Below are 14,555 nucleotides of genomic sequence, written 5' to 3'. Positions count from 1 at the left end.
CAACTTACTTCGCTTCGTCCCCGTTCAGCAGCTTCTTCTTCTGCTCCCGATACGCTTTCAAAGCGGCCTCCATCATGGCGATTTCATCCGCCGTATACGCTTCGGGACCGCCGAAAAAAGACAAGCTCATCCCTTTCTCCGCAGCAGGAGACGGGTCGGGTGTTCGGCCCAGCAAGTAATCGGCGCTGGTATCCAGAGCGTCGACGATATTGCGTAGCACCTCCGGATCCGGCTTGCGGTCGTTTGTCTCGTACCGAGACAACTGCACGACCGAAATGTCCGCTTGGGAGGCGAGGTCTTTTTGCGTGAGCTGACGTTGTTCACGAAGATATTTGATCCGATCGCCTAGCGTTTGCATGGTTACTCCTCTTCCTTGCCGTTTCATTTAGTCTAGCATAAGTTGCCAAATTGGTAAAGTGTGGGCACACCATATGGAAATATTTTATATTGTCAAAACGGTAATAATGCAACTTGACATTACCGAAATGGCAATCTATAATCAGGATGCGGTTACCAAATTGGTAAAAAAGAGGAGGTTGAAGGAAGCGGAATCGAAGTTGCAGACGGATATACGCGTGGACAAGCAAGTTGATTTGCCGGAAGAAAATTACATTGATTGCCAATGTGGCAATATACTATAGGAGGGAATTAAGATGGGGAGAAGACGCATTCATGTGTACCATGCTTTATTCGATTCTATGCCGGTGGACGAAGCAGCAACCCGGGCTGCGGTGGAGAAGCGGTTGGAGGAAGTCAGGCGGTACCGGCAGGTCGGTTGGATTCGCAAGGAAGCGTTCATCACCGCAGGCTATGAGCCACGATACCATGGAGCTACCCATGCAGTAAGCCAACCGACGGAACGACTTGCGATCGGGAACGTGGATAAGGAAGCGGAGCTGGTTCGCAAATCGGAGCTGCTGGACCTCGCCATGGAGAGGTTGTCGGAAGAGCAGCGAGAAGTCATTCGGCGGAGTTATTTGGATCAGAAAGCCGAATACGATTTCATCAGTTGCGGCGAGATGGGCATCAGCGATCGGACGTATCGCCGCATCAAAGCCAGCGCGATTCGCCTTCTGGCGGCGGCGATGAGGCTGGAGGTTTACCAGGAAGAAGAATTGCATATGGCAAAGCATGGGGTCGGCTGATAGCCGGCTTTTTTTGCGCGTCTATAAGGAAATGGAGCTGTCCGATAGCTGTCCGGCGGGTGTCCGTCACTTGGCCGTTCGTTTGGTTTTGCCCATGTTACATTGGTAGCGTGGAAGAGAAAGGGATGGAGAAACCGAATCGACCGATGAAAACCGCTGACGTTCCGGCGGTTTTTTGCTTTGGAAAGGAGGGGGGACGATGCGAAGCAAAAAGATTTCGCCACCATATTCATTTGAACCCGAATGGGTGCAGCCGGCGCGTTGCCAGGGGTGCATCTGGGGGCGGTTGGAGGGAACAAAACAGTTTTGCAGTTTGCCGCGCTGTATGCATGGCGATTCCATGCTGGAAAGGAGGTGATTGCCATTGCAGAAGACGAAATGACTTTGATTCCGGAATCGGCGCCGATCAGAAGCGATCCTTGGATGACGGAATTAGCCCATTGGTCGTTGTCGGCGCTAGGACCCGAGTGGAAAGCTTACTGCGGGACGTGGCCGCCGGACGTAGCCGCTCCGGCCGTGATGTGGCGGATGATCGGCATGGACGTGCGGCCGTTGGGCCCGACGTCTTATGAGGTTCAAAAGCGGATGACGGCTTTTCTTCTAGCGGAAGACGCGGAGCAAGAGCATTCTGCGGTGCTGCGGCTGCTGGAAGCGCTGGGAACGGCGGTGAAAATCCCATTGGACCCTACGGCCAAACGGTATTTGCGAATTGCCGATCCGAAGATGAGTGTGCAGCCGGAGGGAACGGCGGAGAGTACGTCGGCACAGGGGCCGCTTACCGTCACGTTGATCCGGCGCATGTCAAAATCGATAGCGGAAGCGCCGTTGATGCAATCCGTTTTTTATCAATCGACAATGAGGTGATCAGACGTGGCAGGAAAGAAATCCAAGGGGAGTGAAGCTGCATCGGCTTTAGTTGCGGCGATCAGTTCCGCGGGTTACCGAATGGAGGAACTGTTGGTCTTCTCGGAGGCGGTGTTGGGAGTCAAACCGGAAATTCTGGCCGGGGCGATGTTGGGAAGGGAACGTAAGTTACTTCAAATTGACGAAGCCAAACGGCTCGTCGATCAATTTCTAAGGAAGAAGGTGCTGTAAGTTATGGCAGGAGGAACATGGAATGTAACGGATCAACCGGTGTTGCCCGGGCTTTACATGAATTTCGTCAGCGCGGCAGGGAACGCGATCCAGGCGGGGGCGCGCGGTATCGTTGTCGCTCCGGTGAAGGCCCATTGGGGACCGGTCGGACAATTCGTGGAAGTCGGAAATGAGGCGGCGATCCGGGAGTTGTTCGGGGCGGAAGAATCGGATGGAGCGACGGCGTATAGTACGCTGTACCTCGCTTTGTTGGGGGGGACCAAGAAACTGCTGGCTTACCGGCTGGCCGGGAGTTCCGCAACGGAGGCGTCGTTAACGCTTCAGGATACGTCGAACGCCGCGGCGCTGCGGGTGAAGGCGAAATATCCCGGCAAGCGAGGAAACGGCTTCATGATGTCGGTCGGGCCCAGCTTGACGCTTCCCGGCAGCAAGGAATTGAAGCTGTATGAGGGTACGGCGCTGCTGCGCACATTCCCGCTGGGAGACGGTTCTGCCGTGCAGGCGGCCGCAGCTATCAACGGCGATCCGGCCAATGTCTGGATCGTTGCCGAAGCGCTGGAGGGCGGCGCGTTGGCTGACGTAACCGGAGCGGCCCTGACCGGCGGGGACAGCGGCATCGCGGGCATCACGAACGCCGAATACGCTACGGCTTTGTCCGCGTTCGAGACGCAGGACTTCCATGTGCTCACGCTTGACGGCGTGTCGGACGCGGCTTTGCGGACCAGCGTCGCCGCTTGGGTGAAGCGCGTCCGCGGGGAAGGCAAAGGCGTCATCGCCGTGCTGGGCGGATCCGCTGCCGACGATACTGCTGCCGACGCCGTCGGTAAAGCGGTGGCGCGCAGCGCCGCCATCGATCACGAAGGCGTCGTCAACGTCGGCACCGGCGCGGCGCTGAACGGCCGGGCGTATTCGTCCGCGCAGGTGGCCGCCTGGGTCGCGGGCCTGATCGCCGGCCAGCCGCTGAAGGCGTCGGCGACCTACGCGGCCGCGCCGTTCGACGACGTCACGCGGCGCTGGACCCGCTCCGAGCAGGAGCAGGCGGTGCAGGGCGGAGTGTTCCTGCTCGTGCACGACGGCCGCCGGGTGAAGGTGCTGCGCGGCGTGAACAGCCTCGTTTCGCCTCGCGAGGGGCAGAACGTGGGCTGGAAGAAGATCCGCAAGATTCGCGTCATGGACCAAATCAATGCGGATCTGCAGCGGACCGCCGAGGATGCCTATATCGGCAAGGTGAACAACACCGAGGAAGGCCGCTTAGCGCTGATCGGCGCCGGGAAGCAATACTTGCAGACGTTGGCCGCCGAGAACGTGATCGAGGCAAGCGGGTTCGATGTGACGCTGGATCCTCGTTTTTATGGCAGTGCACCGCAATTTACGCCTGAGGACGATCAGGTCTTCTTGGCTTGGACGGCGGACGATACGGATGTAATGGAGCAAATTTTCGGCACGTTTTACGTGCAATAAACTATTTCATGTTTGAGGAGGAGCTAACCGATGGCACAATTTCTTGATCCCGGCCGCGTGATGATGGGGACGTTTGGCCAGATTTTTATCGAAGGGGTATGGCAGTCGAACCTGAACCACCTGGAGGCGAGCGTTGAGGCGGAGAAGAAGGAGTTAAACCTCGTGGGCACCGATTATACGGTGTACAAGCTGGGGCGCAAAAAAGGCACCGGCACGATGAGCGGCTACAAGATCACGTCCGATATGATCGCGCGTGGCTTTCAGAAATTTTCGATCATTCATAAACTTGACGATCCGGAAGCATACGGTTTCGAACGAATCCAGTTGAACAACTGCATGGTCGACAAAATCGTGCTGGCCAACTGGACCGCCGGCGAAGAGGTGACGGAGGAAACGCCGTTTACGTTCGAATCGTACGAGCTGCTGGATCCAATTGTGGCCTCATGAGTGAAAGTGGCCCTACGGCGGGGGCAGCGTAGCTACGTTTAGGGTGACGTCCCGCTCCTGACCGGGTCTACTTTCATTTAGCGGACATATTGGGCGTTATTTCCGTTTATTTGCGCTTAGTGAATGAAATAGCGGACATTTTTGGCTCTATTTTTCTTTTATAGCTGTGGTAGAACGCCTGATTTGAGACGGAATAACGCCCTTTTGTACCGCTATTGCTCGAACAAAATCGTTATAAGGAGGAGGTAACTAGTATGAGTGAATATACATCCATAGATCCGGCTCGTGAACAGGAAATTTTGGACGGGCTTTTCGAAACGGTGGCAAATTTGCCGGAGGAAGCCGTATTTATCGGACGCTTGGGACTGCGAGTGACGCTGCGCGGGTTGACGTCCAGCAAAGTGGACGCGATCCGCGAACGCTGCACCGTGCGCAAGACGACCAAAGGTCAGGTGAGCGAGAAAATCGACAGCGAGCTGTTTAATGCGGCGTTGATCAAGGAAGCTACTTCGATGCTGGAAGTGGTGAAAAAAGCCGAAGGCGGTGATCACGGCGCGGAGACGCAAAGCGTGAAACTAAGCGGCTGGGGCGACGAGCGGTTGACCAGCCGGTTGAAGCTGTCCGGCGGTGAAGAGGCCGTCCGCCGTCTGCTGCTGGCCGGGGAGCTCGACGCCGTTGGTGATAAAGTGCTGGAGATTTCCGGGTTCGGCGTCGACATCGAAGACGTAAAAAACTAATCAGCTCCGGCGGCATGACGACGCTGTTGTTCCATATGTGGACGCGGCATCATCTTCGCCCCGGGGAATACTGGTCGCTCCCGAAGGGAGAACGCCTGTTGCTGCGGGCTTTTTCGGAACGGGAGTTGGAGATGTTGTGAGGTGTTCCACCCGTTTGGCGGGTTGAGAGATTAACTGTAAAAAGTACCGTTATTCTGCCGTCATGATAGGCGTAGGGGCGATGACCTGGACGGTAGGAAATCCTGTTTTTTTTCGGGATAGGATTATAGCTCGCTCGAAACAGAGAGAAAGGAGGTACGACGACTATGGCTAGAGATGACAATGACATCCTTGATATCGAGACCGACGACCGTGACGTTGATCGAACAGCGAAAAAGCTTCGCAGTCTGGACAAGCTGCTGCAACAAACTCAACGCCGTGTGGCGCTGCTGGGGAAAACCCGCATCAAGCCTATCCTCGCCCTGGACGACCGCTTGACGACCGGCGCCCGAAAGGCGGAGGAAGCGCTAACTCGTCTGCAACGAACGACAGCGAAGCCTGTGGTGCAACTGAGCGATCGTGTCTCGGCTACTGCACTGAAGCTTCAAGATTCCCTCGCTGCGCTTGCCGCGGCCCCATGGCAACTTACTGCTGCGGGTGTAGATTGGGAGGCTGTGGTCGGCGACTCTTTTGCCGGATGGGTCAGCTCCGAGGGGAAAAGCACGCTCAAGCGAATATCCTCGGCGATTGGAGAAGCGCTGGGTTTTACGGGGAAGGTAGCTAGTTCTCTACTCGCACCTGAAAGTAAAGGATTGGCTAAGACCGATAATCCCTTGTCCACGCAGCCTAAGAAAAAAGGACCTTTGGAGAAAACGGCCGAGTCCTTTTTCGGATTCACGAAAAACGTCCGAAAGGATGTGTCAAAGGATTACGCTAAAGAAGGTACTAAGGAACTGGTTGATAAATTATTCTCGATTGAAAAGGACAAGAAAGTCGAGTGTAAATGCGAAGTTACCTGCAATTGTAACTGTGGTTCAGGCGGCGGATATATTGGTGGAACCGGATCCGGGAGGAAAGGAAAGGGGCGTGCTGCTAGGGGATCTAGACCCAATAGACGCGGTACACTCAATTTACCCAAGAATACAGCGCTCCCTCGTGTTGATTTGCCTAAACCAAGTTCTGGCCGCGCCATCAAAGGTTCATTAAAAAAAATCGGTGTGGGATTGCTCCTGAATACAGGAATAGATATGCTAGGCGGCGGTGGTGTACCGGAGTTGATCACCAAGGGGGCAGGCACGGTTGATAAGCTCGGAGCGAATTTATTAGGCAAAGCCGGTGGACTGATCGGGAAGATTGGCAAGGGCATTAAGCTTCCGGGACCGTTAGGATTACTGTCGGACGCAACTGCGATTGCATCGGCTAAAAATAATAAGGATCGCGTGAAAGCGACCACCTCCGCGGTGGCTTCTTCGATCGGCGGTTTTGTTGGTGGAGCCGTCGGTTCGATCATTCCCGGAGCGGGTACAGCGATCGGAGCAACGTTAGGCGCGATGGGCGGTGACTTTATTGGAGATAAATTGGGTGGATTTATGTATAACCTTTTTTCTAAGAAAAAAGAGAAAGCCGACAAGAAAGTAACTCCGAAGTCGTCACCTTTGCCAATGGGGAACACTCTGGGCTTATCTTCGGTTCCGCAGTTGGCTCCGAGCTTGGCTGGAATAAATCCATACGCGGGGAATGTAAACCGTCCGAAGGACGATGCGCAGAATAAATCTTCAGTTTCTCCTCAGGTCAACGTTTCCTTATCCCAAGGTGCGCTAAGCCTTACCGTGAACAAGGACGAGATTAATTACGATGAACTTGCTAAGGCCGCCGGCTGGAAAATCGCCAACGAAGTACGATTCGCCATGCAAAATCTGAAATAGCGGAGGGGAGGAGGACTCTATGGAGATTCACTTGATCGACGGTGCGGGTCAAAATTTCGTGTTTCCCGTCAATCCGGAGGAGATCACGATCTCCCGCGGCAAAGGCTTGGAGACGGTGAATATCGTATCGCTGGGGGAATATGACTTTCCGGCTGGAGAGAAGGTGAAGGAAATCGCCTTCTCTTCTTTTTTTCCGGCGGTATATGATCCGGGTTATTGCAACTATCAAGCGCTCCCCGATCCGCAGGAGGCGATGAACCGGCTTACGACCATGATGAACAGCAAGTCGCCGGTGCGATTGATCATTACCGATACGGCCGTAAACGTGCTTGTCACGATTGCAACACACAACAGCACGTTTCGAGGCGGGGAACCGGGGGACGTGTACTTCGACCTGACTGCCCGGACTTGGCGGGAGATGAAGGTGCACACCAATGCGGCTACCGGTGGGGGAGCTTCAACTGCCAAATCCGCCCGGCCGGACACGAAGAAACCGGCGAAAACCTACGTCGTCAAATCCGGCGACACATTGTCCAAAATCGCGAAGCTGGAGCTTGGCGACAGCTCGAAATGGCAGCAGATCTACAGCACCAACCAAAAAACGATCGGTAAAGACCCGAACCGAATCAAGCCTGGTCAAAAGCTGGTGATGCCGCAGTGAGTTACGAAGTGGTGCTGCAAAACAAATACTACTTGCGGGAATTGGTTGAGAGTATTTCGTTAAAGGATTCTCTCGATCAAATTTCTTATCAAGGCGTGATCGGACTGAAGCTTCCGGATTCTTTTCCGGGGATTGAACCGGGACAGGAGATCCGGATCAGCGGCGTGCCGTATGACGGTATGGGCAGCGGCATTGCCGCTGGGGGTAAGATGATTCCGTTGCTGCATCCCGGCGTGGTGTGGGATTGCTCCAGTACGCTGAAGCAGACGAAGCACATGACAGTGACGGTGTATGACCGGACGATTTATTTGGCGAAATCGGAGGATGAGTATCTGTTTCCGGCAGGGGGAACAGCTGCCCAGCGGCTAAGGAAATACGCGGCGGACTGGGGTATTCCGCTTGATAAGGTACCGGATACGAAAACCAAGCTGAAAAAAGCTGTCTATCGACCGCAAACGCTCTACAACATGATGATGTCCGATCTCAAGGAGACGGTGAAAGCCGGTGGGGACATGTACGTCCCACGGATGACGCCTGCTGGACTCACCTTGTTCAAAATCGGCAGCAATAACGTGGTCTGGAAGCTGGAGCAGTTGGAAGAAGCAACGCAAAACCGTACGCTGGAGGGTACAGTGACGCGAGTTAAGGTCATCGGGACCGAGGACAAGGGGGATAGCGCTCCTTCCAAAGTGCTGGCCGTGGCGAGCGGGGAGACCGCCAAGTATGGCGTGCTTCAACGGATCTTGCAGGACGAAAACGTCAAAACCGCCGGTGCTGCCAAGAAATTCGCGGAATCGATGCTGACAGGCCAAGGCCAGAGTTACACCGTGACTTGCGTGGATCTGAACACGATTCGAGCGGGGGATAAGGTCCATTTTAACGGGCTGAACCTGATCGTGACTTCCGTATCGCATGAGTTGGGAGATCTCGGACATATGACGCTGGAGCTCGCGACGTTGGACGACGTAAAGAGGAGGTATTATCTTGACCATTGATCCTTATTCGGCGTTGGCCGTTTCGCTTCGGGAAAATGCTGCAAAAAAAGCGGCCGAAGCGTTAACCGGTGCGACGGCAGAGCTCGGGACCGTGACGGGCTCGGGATTGAAGCTGGACAGTTTCAAGCATGAAATCCAAGAGTACTTGGTTGCGGAGTTTCCGGGGATGCTGAAGCTGCCGGAGTTGAAGCTGGTCGGCAGCGTTCGCGGGCTGAGGGACAGCGGCGGAGGCAACGTGGAGGGCCAAGGGGAGTTTACGTTTGAGCCTTCGGAGACCAAAGAAACGGTGTTAACCCTAAAATATCAGCCCGGAGATCGCGTGCTGGCGTTGCCGCTGAACGGCGGGAATGACGCGATCGTGTTGTGCAGGGTGGTGAGCGGGAATGGCTAATCTTTTTCCGGAAGCGGTAGGGGATTCTTGGCTGGCTGCGGGACTGGACGGGCAGGAATCGGTGGGGGATACGGTCGCGTTTGGCCGGAGCTGGCGGTTTGATTTTGATGCCGGGGAGTTCGTGATGACGCCGACGGGAAAAATCGCCCTTGCCGATGAAATCGCTGCCTGGAAAATGTGGTGTGAAAAAGCGATCCGCACGCCAAGGTATCGGCACTTGATCTACTCCCGTGCGTACGGCCAGGAGTTCGAGGAGTTGATCGGCCAAGGCTATAGCCGGGCCGTTCAGGAAAGCGAGATCCGGCGGATCGCGACGGAAACGCTAATGGTGGACACGCGAACGTTGAGCGTGGACGGGTTTGTATTTGATTGGCGGGAGGACGGGTGTCGATTTGCGTGCAGGGTCAAAAACATCAGGGAGGATGAGTTACTGGTGGAAGGGAGCGTGACGTGATGGCGGAGTTGCCGCTTTATTTGCAGGATCAGACGGAAGCGCGGATTATGCAGCGAATGCTGGACCGGGTACCTTCGGATATCGATAAATCCGAGGGTTCTTTTATTTGGGACGCGGAGGCGCCGGCGGCCTTCATGCTGTCGGAGGCGGCGGCTTGGGCGCAGCAGCTGTTGGCGCGCGGGTTCGCGAGCACGACGTACGGGGAGTATCTCGATCTCCGGGCGGCGGAGCATGGAGTAACGCGGCGGCCGGCCGTGGCGGCGACCGGCGAGGTTCGGTTTACCGGGGAGCCGGGAAGGACGGTGCCTGCGGGGACCGTGGTGGCGACGCCGGCGGATGAGTATTCGGCGGAGGCGTCGATGGAATACAAAACGACGTCGGCCGTGACGTTGGATGAGCGCGGCGAGGGGACGGCCCCGATCCGGGCGCTGGTTCCAGGCCGGGCGGGGGTTGTGCCGGCAGGCGTGATTCAGGTGATGGCTACGCCGGTCAGCGGCGTGACTGCCGTTACGAACCCGGAGGCCACGCGGGGCGGTGCCGATATCGAGTCGGATGAGCTGCTGTTGGAGCGTTTTTTCTCGCAGGTGCGCAATCAGGGGACGAGCGGGAACAAGGCGCAATATTTGAAGTGGGCCGGAGAGGTGCCGGGCGTGGGCGGAGCCCAGGTGGAGCCGTTGTGGCATGGTCCGGGGACGGTTGGCATCTATTTATTGGATGCCGACAAGCGGGCGGCCAACGGGGAGATTGTTGCAGCGGCGCAGGCCTATATCGATCCGACTCGGGACGGACAAGGCGAAGGCGCGGCACCGGCGGGGCCGGTCGTCACGGTGATGGCTGCCGAGGAAGTGCCGATCGAGATTCGCGTGAAGCTGACGCTCGCCAGCGGCGTAACCATGACCGAGGTGAAAAAGAAAATTGAGGATGGTGTGCGCGCGTATTTGAAGCAGCTTGCTTTTGCCGACCCGCTAGTACGGTTTACGCGGATTGCCGCGATCCTGCTGGACATTCCGCCTATTATCGACTACTCCGAGTTGACGGTGAACGGCAACGCGGATACCAATCTGGAGATCTATACGGGGCAGGTTGCCGTGTTAGGGACGGTGGATGTACATGAGTGAACCGATGCTGAGGCGGACGAGTGAAACTTTGCTTGCCAATGGGGGGGATCCTTTACTGGCAAGCTCTAACGTTTCTTTACTGACCAGCCCTAGAGGGCGCGAAATGTTCTCCTACCTCCCCGGGTACTACGAAACTTCCCGGATCATGCAGGCGGATATGAACGCAAAAGGGACGGAGATGGACCTGCTCTTCGCGGCGTTGGATGAGACGCTGCAGCAGTTCTTTGTGCGCACGGCCACTTGGGGCCTTGATCGCTGGGAGAGCGAGCTGGGCATCGCGACCGACTCAAGGAAGCCGCTGGATCAGCGCCGTGCCGTCGTCGAATCTAAGCTGCGCGGCAGCGGGAAGTTTTCGGGGCGGTTGGTAAAGAGTGTGGCGGAGGCGTATGACCGGGGGAGGGTGGAGGTTTCTTTTCAGCCGGGGGAGTGGAGTTTTACGGTGAAGTTCGTGGATACCGTGGGTATTCCGCCGAACCTGGATGATTTGAAGGCGGCCATCGAGGAGTTGAAGCCGGCGCATTTGAAAGTAGAGTTTGAGTTTAATTACATGTTGATTCGTGATGTTCACGGAGTTTTGACGCTCCATGAACTGGAACAAATCCCATTAAACCAATTTGCAGGAGGTGATCCGGTTGGCAACTAACACACCGAATCTCAATTTGCTCAAGAAAGACCCTGTGACCGACGGGAACGAAACCTTTAATGTTCAAACGATGCTCAACGATAACTGGGATAAGATCGATGCGGCCGTGGGGAGTATTCGCCAACAGGTGGAGCAAATCGAGATAGACATTCCGGTAGCGACCCTGGAGCAGCCAGGGATTACGCAGCTCTCCAACGCTATAAACAGCGATGCAGAAGATCGCGCAGCTACACCAAAGGCGGTAAAAGCAGCTGCAGACGACGCTCGCGGCAGTATCTTCAAGTTAAGCCGCGACGTCGCAAACCTGAACATGCAGCTGGAGGCATCTAAGCGGGTAACAGACGGCTTTACGTTCGGTTCCAACTTTGCAGATAGCTTTGGCATGGAGATTGATACAACTAAGCTTATAAGCCCTACAGCCCTGGAAGTGGGCCAAACCGAAATTACCGTTGATACTATCGGAACGCTTGCGGCTGGCATGGAGGTTACGGTATACGATGATGTGAACATGGAGCGTACGACCGTAAACGAGGTCGCTACAACGCAGAACTTTGTTACAAAAACAACGGAGAATGCGGTGGTGAAATCCGGAATTAGCGGTTTGTCCACAGACGGAGGCAGGAAGCTTATTCGCTTAAATAATGGGGTGCTAATTTCCACAGGTAAATACGCAACTGGATGTTATATCGTAAAATCCGCAGACGATGGCAATACGTGGGCTTCGTTGTGGGCTACGGCAACAGTTCAAGACGTCACACTTGTATCGCTAGGAGAAAGATTCGTTATATTCTACGCGGCAAATGGAACCACTTTAAGAGTTATCATAATGGACGAAAACGGTTCTATGGCGCAGGGTGGTGAAATCCAGTTTACCGGGGACGCTACATCTCTAGGGACGACTGTTAGCGCCGATTTTAATCCGGCTGATAGCACGCTACACTTAGCTTGGCACGGAAAAACGGCGTCGGCATCAAACAGCGATAACATCAAGTACATGAAATGCCCTGTAAACGTAAGCGCCGGGACGCTTACAGCGGGAACCGTGGAGACGGTAACGACAAGTAATGCGACAAACGTCGATAATATAGCACCGTGCATTGCGTTAAATGCAAATGGAAGCCCGGTGATAGTTTATTCCGGTTCCGGGAGTTCGGCAGTAAAGGGCATTTTTGCCTTCATAAAAAGCGGGGGAGGTTGGACCGGTAAAAGCGCGCCTTATAATACGGGGTCAACTACCTATATGCAATATGCTCCGTCCGTTGTTTTTGTTCCTAGTAGCGTAAACGGTCTTTCAAACGGCCGGATATGGTGTACTTGGTGGGGGACAACTGCAACGATAACAACTGGATCCATATTCGTTTCCTACTCCGACGACGGAGGAAATACATGGTCAACGCCGGAAAGAATATCCCCGGTCAGCTCTAAACCAAAAACATACCCGAGCATTACTGCAGACAAGAACGGCGTTATTTATGTTCTCTCCCGGAGCATCGGAGAGGCAGGTTCGGACAATTCATATGACATTTGCATGGTAAAAAACGCAGGGGGGTCATGGGGAGCGGAGACTACAGTTGTTGAAAGCTACTATGTGCCAGTAACTGGCACCGCACAGCACTATTATCCACAAACTTTAAACGATATTTCAATGGAGTTTGTTGTTCCCCCGTTCATTTATCGCACAATTGGGCTTGCTGACGGGGACGCGGTTTCGTTCTATGGTTCTTGGAAAGAAATAGGGGCGGCGACGAAATTGACTTTTAATCCACTCACCAAGCACTACAAAACTGGGGCCGTTATCGCCCGTACTACAGCCGTTGTGGATGCTGTTAATAAGGCGTTGAAGTTTGGAAGCTTTAGGGTTGTTGGAGAACATAGTTTTGAAAACAATGATACAGTTGTAGCGGATAGGTTAAACTACCTAGAAACTGGAAATAAGTCCCTTGTTCGTCTCCCGAATGGCTGGCTTGTATTGACGACAAGATACGGCAGTAACGGACTTAGATTCTACAAGTCAACAGACGAAGGGAAAACATGGAGCATGGAAAACAGTTATAGTTTCCCTTCTGTCAGCTCATACTCCGTCGTCGCAAAAGGGAACTATCTATTTGGGATTGTTTCGTATAATACAAGCCAGCTTTCGTGGTTCCGTTTCAATGTAGTTGATGGAGGCTTCACACAGGCCGCACTTGATTCGTCTTTAGTCCAAGCCGGATATGTAAGTTTAGCTATAAATAGCGCGGGTACAGAACTACATGCGGCCTACGATTTCGTTAGTACAAGTGGTGGACAGGCGAATATTAGGTATGTAAAGGGCACCATTGACACAAGCAATAACATTTCGTGGAGTGCCGTGGAGAACGCAACAACAATGGTTGGGGCTTACTTATCGGCGAGGTATCCCTCGGTTGTACTTAGACAAGACGGTACCGCTGTTATTCTGGCAACGGCTACGACAAGTTCAACTCAATATTTCGTTATCGCAATAAGCAAGGCGTTTTCAGGTACTTCCCAATCAGGTGTGGCCATGAATAGCGGATGGGGAAACATGACGGTATATAGCCCCACACCGGGCGCAGGACAGGACCAAGCATATACATGCGCCGTATTCATCCCCCAGAGCATAAACGGGCTAGCTAACGGACAAATAACCGTAGCATGGCAAGGGAGAAATACAAGCGAACTATCGGCGTGGAATATTTGGATTGCCACGTCCACTAATGGCGGAGCGTCATGGACTACAGCGCAAATGACAACCGGGAACACATATTCCAGAATGAACCCATCTCTATCCATGGATAAAACCGGAAAGACGTATCTATTTTATTCTGGAAATGATGTAAACGACGCGTCAACAGACATTAGAATGAGGGCACACACGCCCGGAGTCGGCTGGAACAGTGAGCAGATAATTTCTCAAGCAACTACCGCGTCGAAGTCAGTGCCTGTTACCCAAGTAGACTTTACAATGACATGGGAGTTACCTCCATTAGCTTATTACGATACTAACGGAGTGTATTTTTCCGGGGCGTGGACGAAAACGACGGAATACGAAACTCCCCTAACGGAAAGCGACGTCCGATTTAAGCTGAAAGACACCGACGAGGTAGTTCTGTGGGTACAGCGTGACGAAGGCGTAAGCCTTGCCGCCCGCATTAATGGGGAGACGATGGACAAGACTTCGACAGCCGGAGAAGATCAATATACAATCGCGCTGGATGAATCAGGCCCGGCGGAATGTAAATTAGTCATGACAAGGGCAGACACGGCCACAGACTTAAAAATTACCCGGATTCTAGGAGGGGTTGCGTAATGCGGTTTAAGGACGAGGTTACGGGCAAAGTAGTGACGATCAAACCGACGGAGAAGACGCCGGAGGAAAAGATCGCCGCGCTTGTAGAAGAAAATCAGCTGCTTAAAGCTCAGAACAAGGCGCTCTCCGATCGGGCGGACTTTATCGAGGACGTTATAGCAGAAATCGCAACTCAAGTGTATCAATAGATTCAC

General features: G+C 54.1%; 16 protein-coding genes. 15 read left to right on the top strand and 1 reads right to left on the bottom strand.

The features are described from left to right. Window positions 1-4 precede the first annotated feature (4 nt). Entirely contained in the window at window positions 5-358 is a 354-nt protein-coding gene (locus IM700_RS05260; RefSeq protein ID WP_059044468.1) for a helix-turn-helix domain-containing protein, read from the bottom strand. Window positions 359-653: 295 nt separating this feature from the next. Here IM700_RS05260 and IM700_RS05255 point away from each other — a divergent pair, with 295 nt between their 5' ends. The 15 genes from IM700_RS05255 (at window position 654) to IM700_RS05185 (ending at window position 14,549) form a co-directional block, all read left to right on the top strand. Beyond that, entirely contained in the window at window positions 654-1,145 is a 492-nt protein-coding gene (locus tag IM700_RS05255) for an ArpU family phage packaging/lysis transcriptional regulator (protein WP_193416496.1), read from the top strand. A gap of 270 nt (window positions 1,146-1,415) precedes the next feature. After that, window positions 1,416-2,009, top strand: coding sequence for a hypothetical protein (locus tag IM700_RS05250; RefSeq protein WP_336244882.1), 594 nt, complete (start codon window positions 1,416-1,418; stop codon window positions 2,007-2,009). 6 nt (window positions 2,010-2,015) lie between these two features. Then, window positions 2,016-2,240: a YqzN/YkzM domain-containing protein gene (locus IM700_RS05245; RefSeq protein ID WP_193416494.1), complete on the top strand. Its 225-nt coding sequence runs from the start codon at window positions 2,016-2,018 to the stop codon at window positions 2,238-2,240. A gap of 3 nt (window positions 2,241-2,243) precedes the next feature. Further along, window positions 2,244-3,701: a phage tail sheath family protein gene (locus IM700_RS05240; RefSeq protein WP_193416493.1), complete on the top strand. Its 1,458-nt coding sequence runs from the start codon at window positions 2,244-2,246 to the stop codon at window positions 3,699-3,701. A 30-nt stretch (window positions 3,702-3,731) separates the two neighbouring features. Further along, window positions 3,732-4,148 (top strand): phage tail tube protein, encoded by a 417-nt coding sequence (locus IM700_RS05235; protein ID WP_193416492.1) that lies wholly within the window; start codon window positions 3,732-3,734, stop codon window positions 4,146-4,148. Between the two features lie 254 nt (window positions 4,149-4,402). After that, window positions 4,403-4,885 (top strand): phage tail assembly chaperone, encoded by a 483-nt coding sequence (locus IM700_RS05230; RefSeq protein ID WP_193416491.1) that lies wholly within the window; start codon window positions 4,403-4,405, stop codon window positions 4,883-4,885. A 305-nt stretch (window positions 4,886-5,190) separates the two neighbouring features. Further along, the gene (locus IM700_RS05225) at window positions 5,191-6,789 is read left to right on the top strand and encodes a hypothetical protein (RefSeq protein ID WP_193416490.1); all 1,599 of its coding nucleotides are present in this window, start codon (window positions 5,191-5,193) and stop codon (window positions 6,787-6,789) included. Between the two features lie 19 nt (window positions 6,790-6,808). Next, window positions 6,809-7,450, top strand: a complete 642-nt coding sequence (locus IM700_RS05220) for a LysM peptidoglycan-binding domain-containing protein (RefSeq protein WP_193416489.1) — start codon at window positions 6,809-6,811, stop codon at window positions 7,448-7,450. Beyond that, window positions 7,447-8,445, top strand: coding sequence for an XkdQ/YqbQ family protein (locus IM700_RS05215; protein ID WP_193416488.1), 999 nt, complete (start codon window positions 7,447-7,449; stop codon window positions 8,443-8,445). Before IM700_RS05220 ends, IM700_RS05215 begins: the two co-directional genes overlap by 4 nt. Then, complete coding sequence (locus IM700_RS05210) at window positions 8,435-8,836, top strand: hypothetical protein (protein ID WP_193416487.1); 402 nt, start codon at window positions 8,435-8,437, stop codon at window positions 8,834-8,836. The genes IM700_RS05215 and IM700_RS05210 overlap by 11 nt, the downstream gene beginning before the upstream one ends. Further along, a complete protein-coding gene (locus tag IM700_RS05205) occupies window positions 8,829-9,290 on the top strand; it encodes a DUF2634 domain-containing protein (protein WP_193416486.1) in 462 nt (153 codons plus the stop codon). Before IM700_RS05210 ends, IM700_RS05205 begins: the two co-directional genes overlap by 8 nt. After that, window positions 9,290-10,408 carry a baseplate J/gp47 family protein gene (locus tag IM700_RS05200; protein WP_193416485.1) on the top strand — a complete coding sequence of 373 codons (1,119 nt, stop codon included), beginning with the start codon at window positions 9,290-9,292 and terminating at the stop codon, window positions 10,406-10,408. The genes IM700_RS05205 and IM700_RS05200 overlap by 1 nt, the downstream gene beginning before the upstream one ends. Before the next feature lie 103 nt (window positions 10,409-10,511). Next, window positions 10,512-11,051 carry a YmfQ family protein gene (locus tag IM700_RS05195; protein ID WP_193416585.1) on the top strand — a complete coding sequence of 180 codons (540 nt, stop codon included), beginning with the start codon at window positions 10,512-10,514 and terminating at the stop codon, window positions 11,049-11,051. Continuing rightward, on the top strand, window positions 11,041-14,361 hold the full coding sequence (locus IM700_RS05190; protein WP_193416484.1) for a tail fiber protein: 3,321 nt from the start codon (window positions 11,041-11,043) through the stop codon (window positions 14,359-14,361). The genes IM700_RS05195 and IM700_RS05190 overlap by 11 nt, the downstream gene beginning before the upstream one ends. Continuing rightward, entirely contained in the window at window positions 14,361-14,549 is a 189-nt protein-coding gene (locus IM700_RS05185; RefSeq protein WP_193416483.1) for a hypothetical protein, read from the top strand. The genes IM700_RS05190 and IM700_RS05185 overlap by 1 nt, the downstream gene beginning before the upstream one ends. The last annotated feature ends 6 nt before the right edge of the window (window positions 14,550-14,555 follow it).

It is taken from the genome of Paenibacillus rhizolycopersici (genome assembly GCF_014947195.2).
Classification (GTDB): domain Bacteria; phylum Bacillota; class Bacilli; order Paenibacillales; family Paenibacillaceae; genus Fontibacillus; species Fontibacillus rhizolycopersici.
This window is presented reverse-complemented; position numbering and strand designations above follow the sequence as displayed.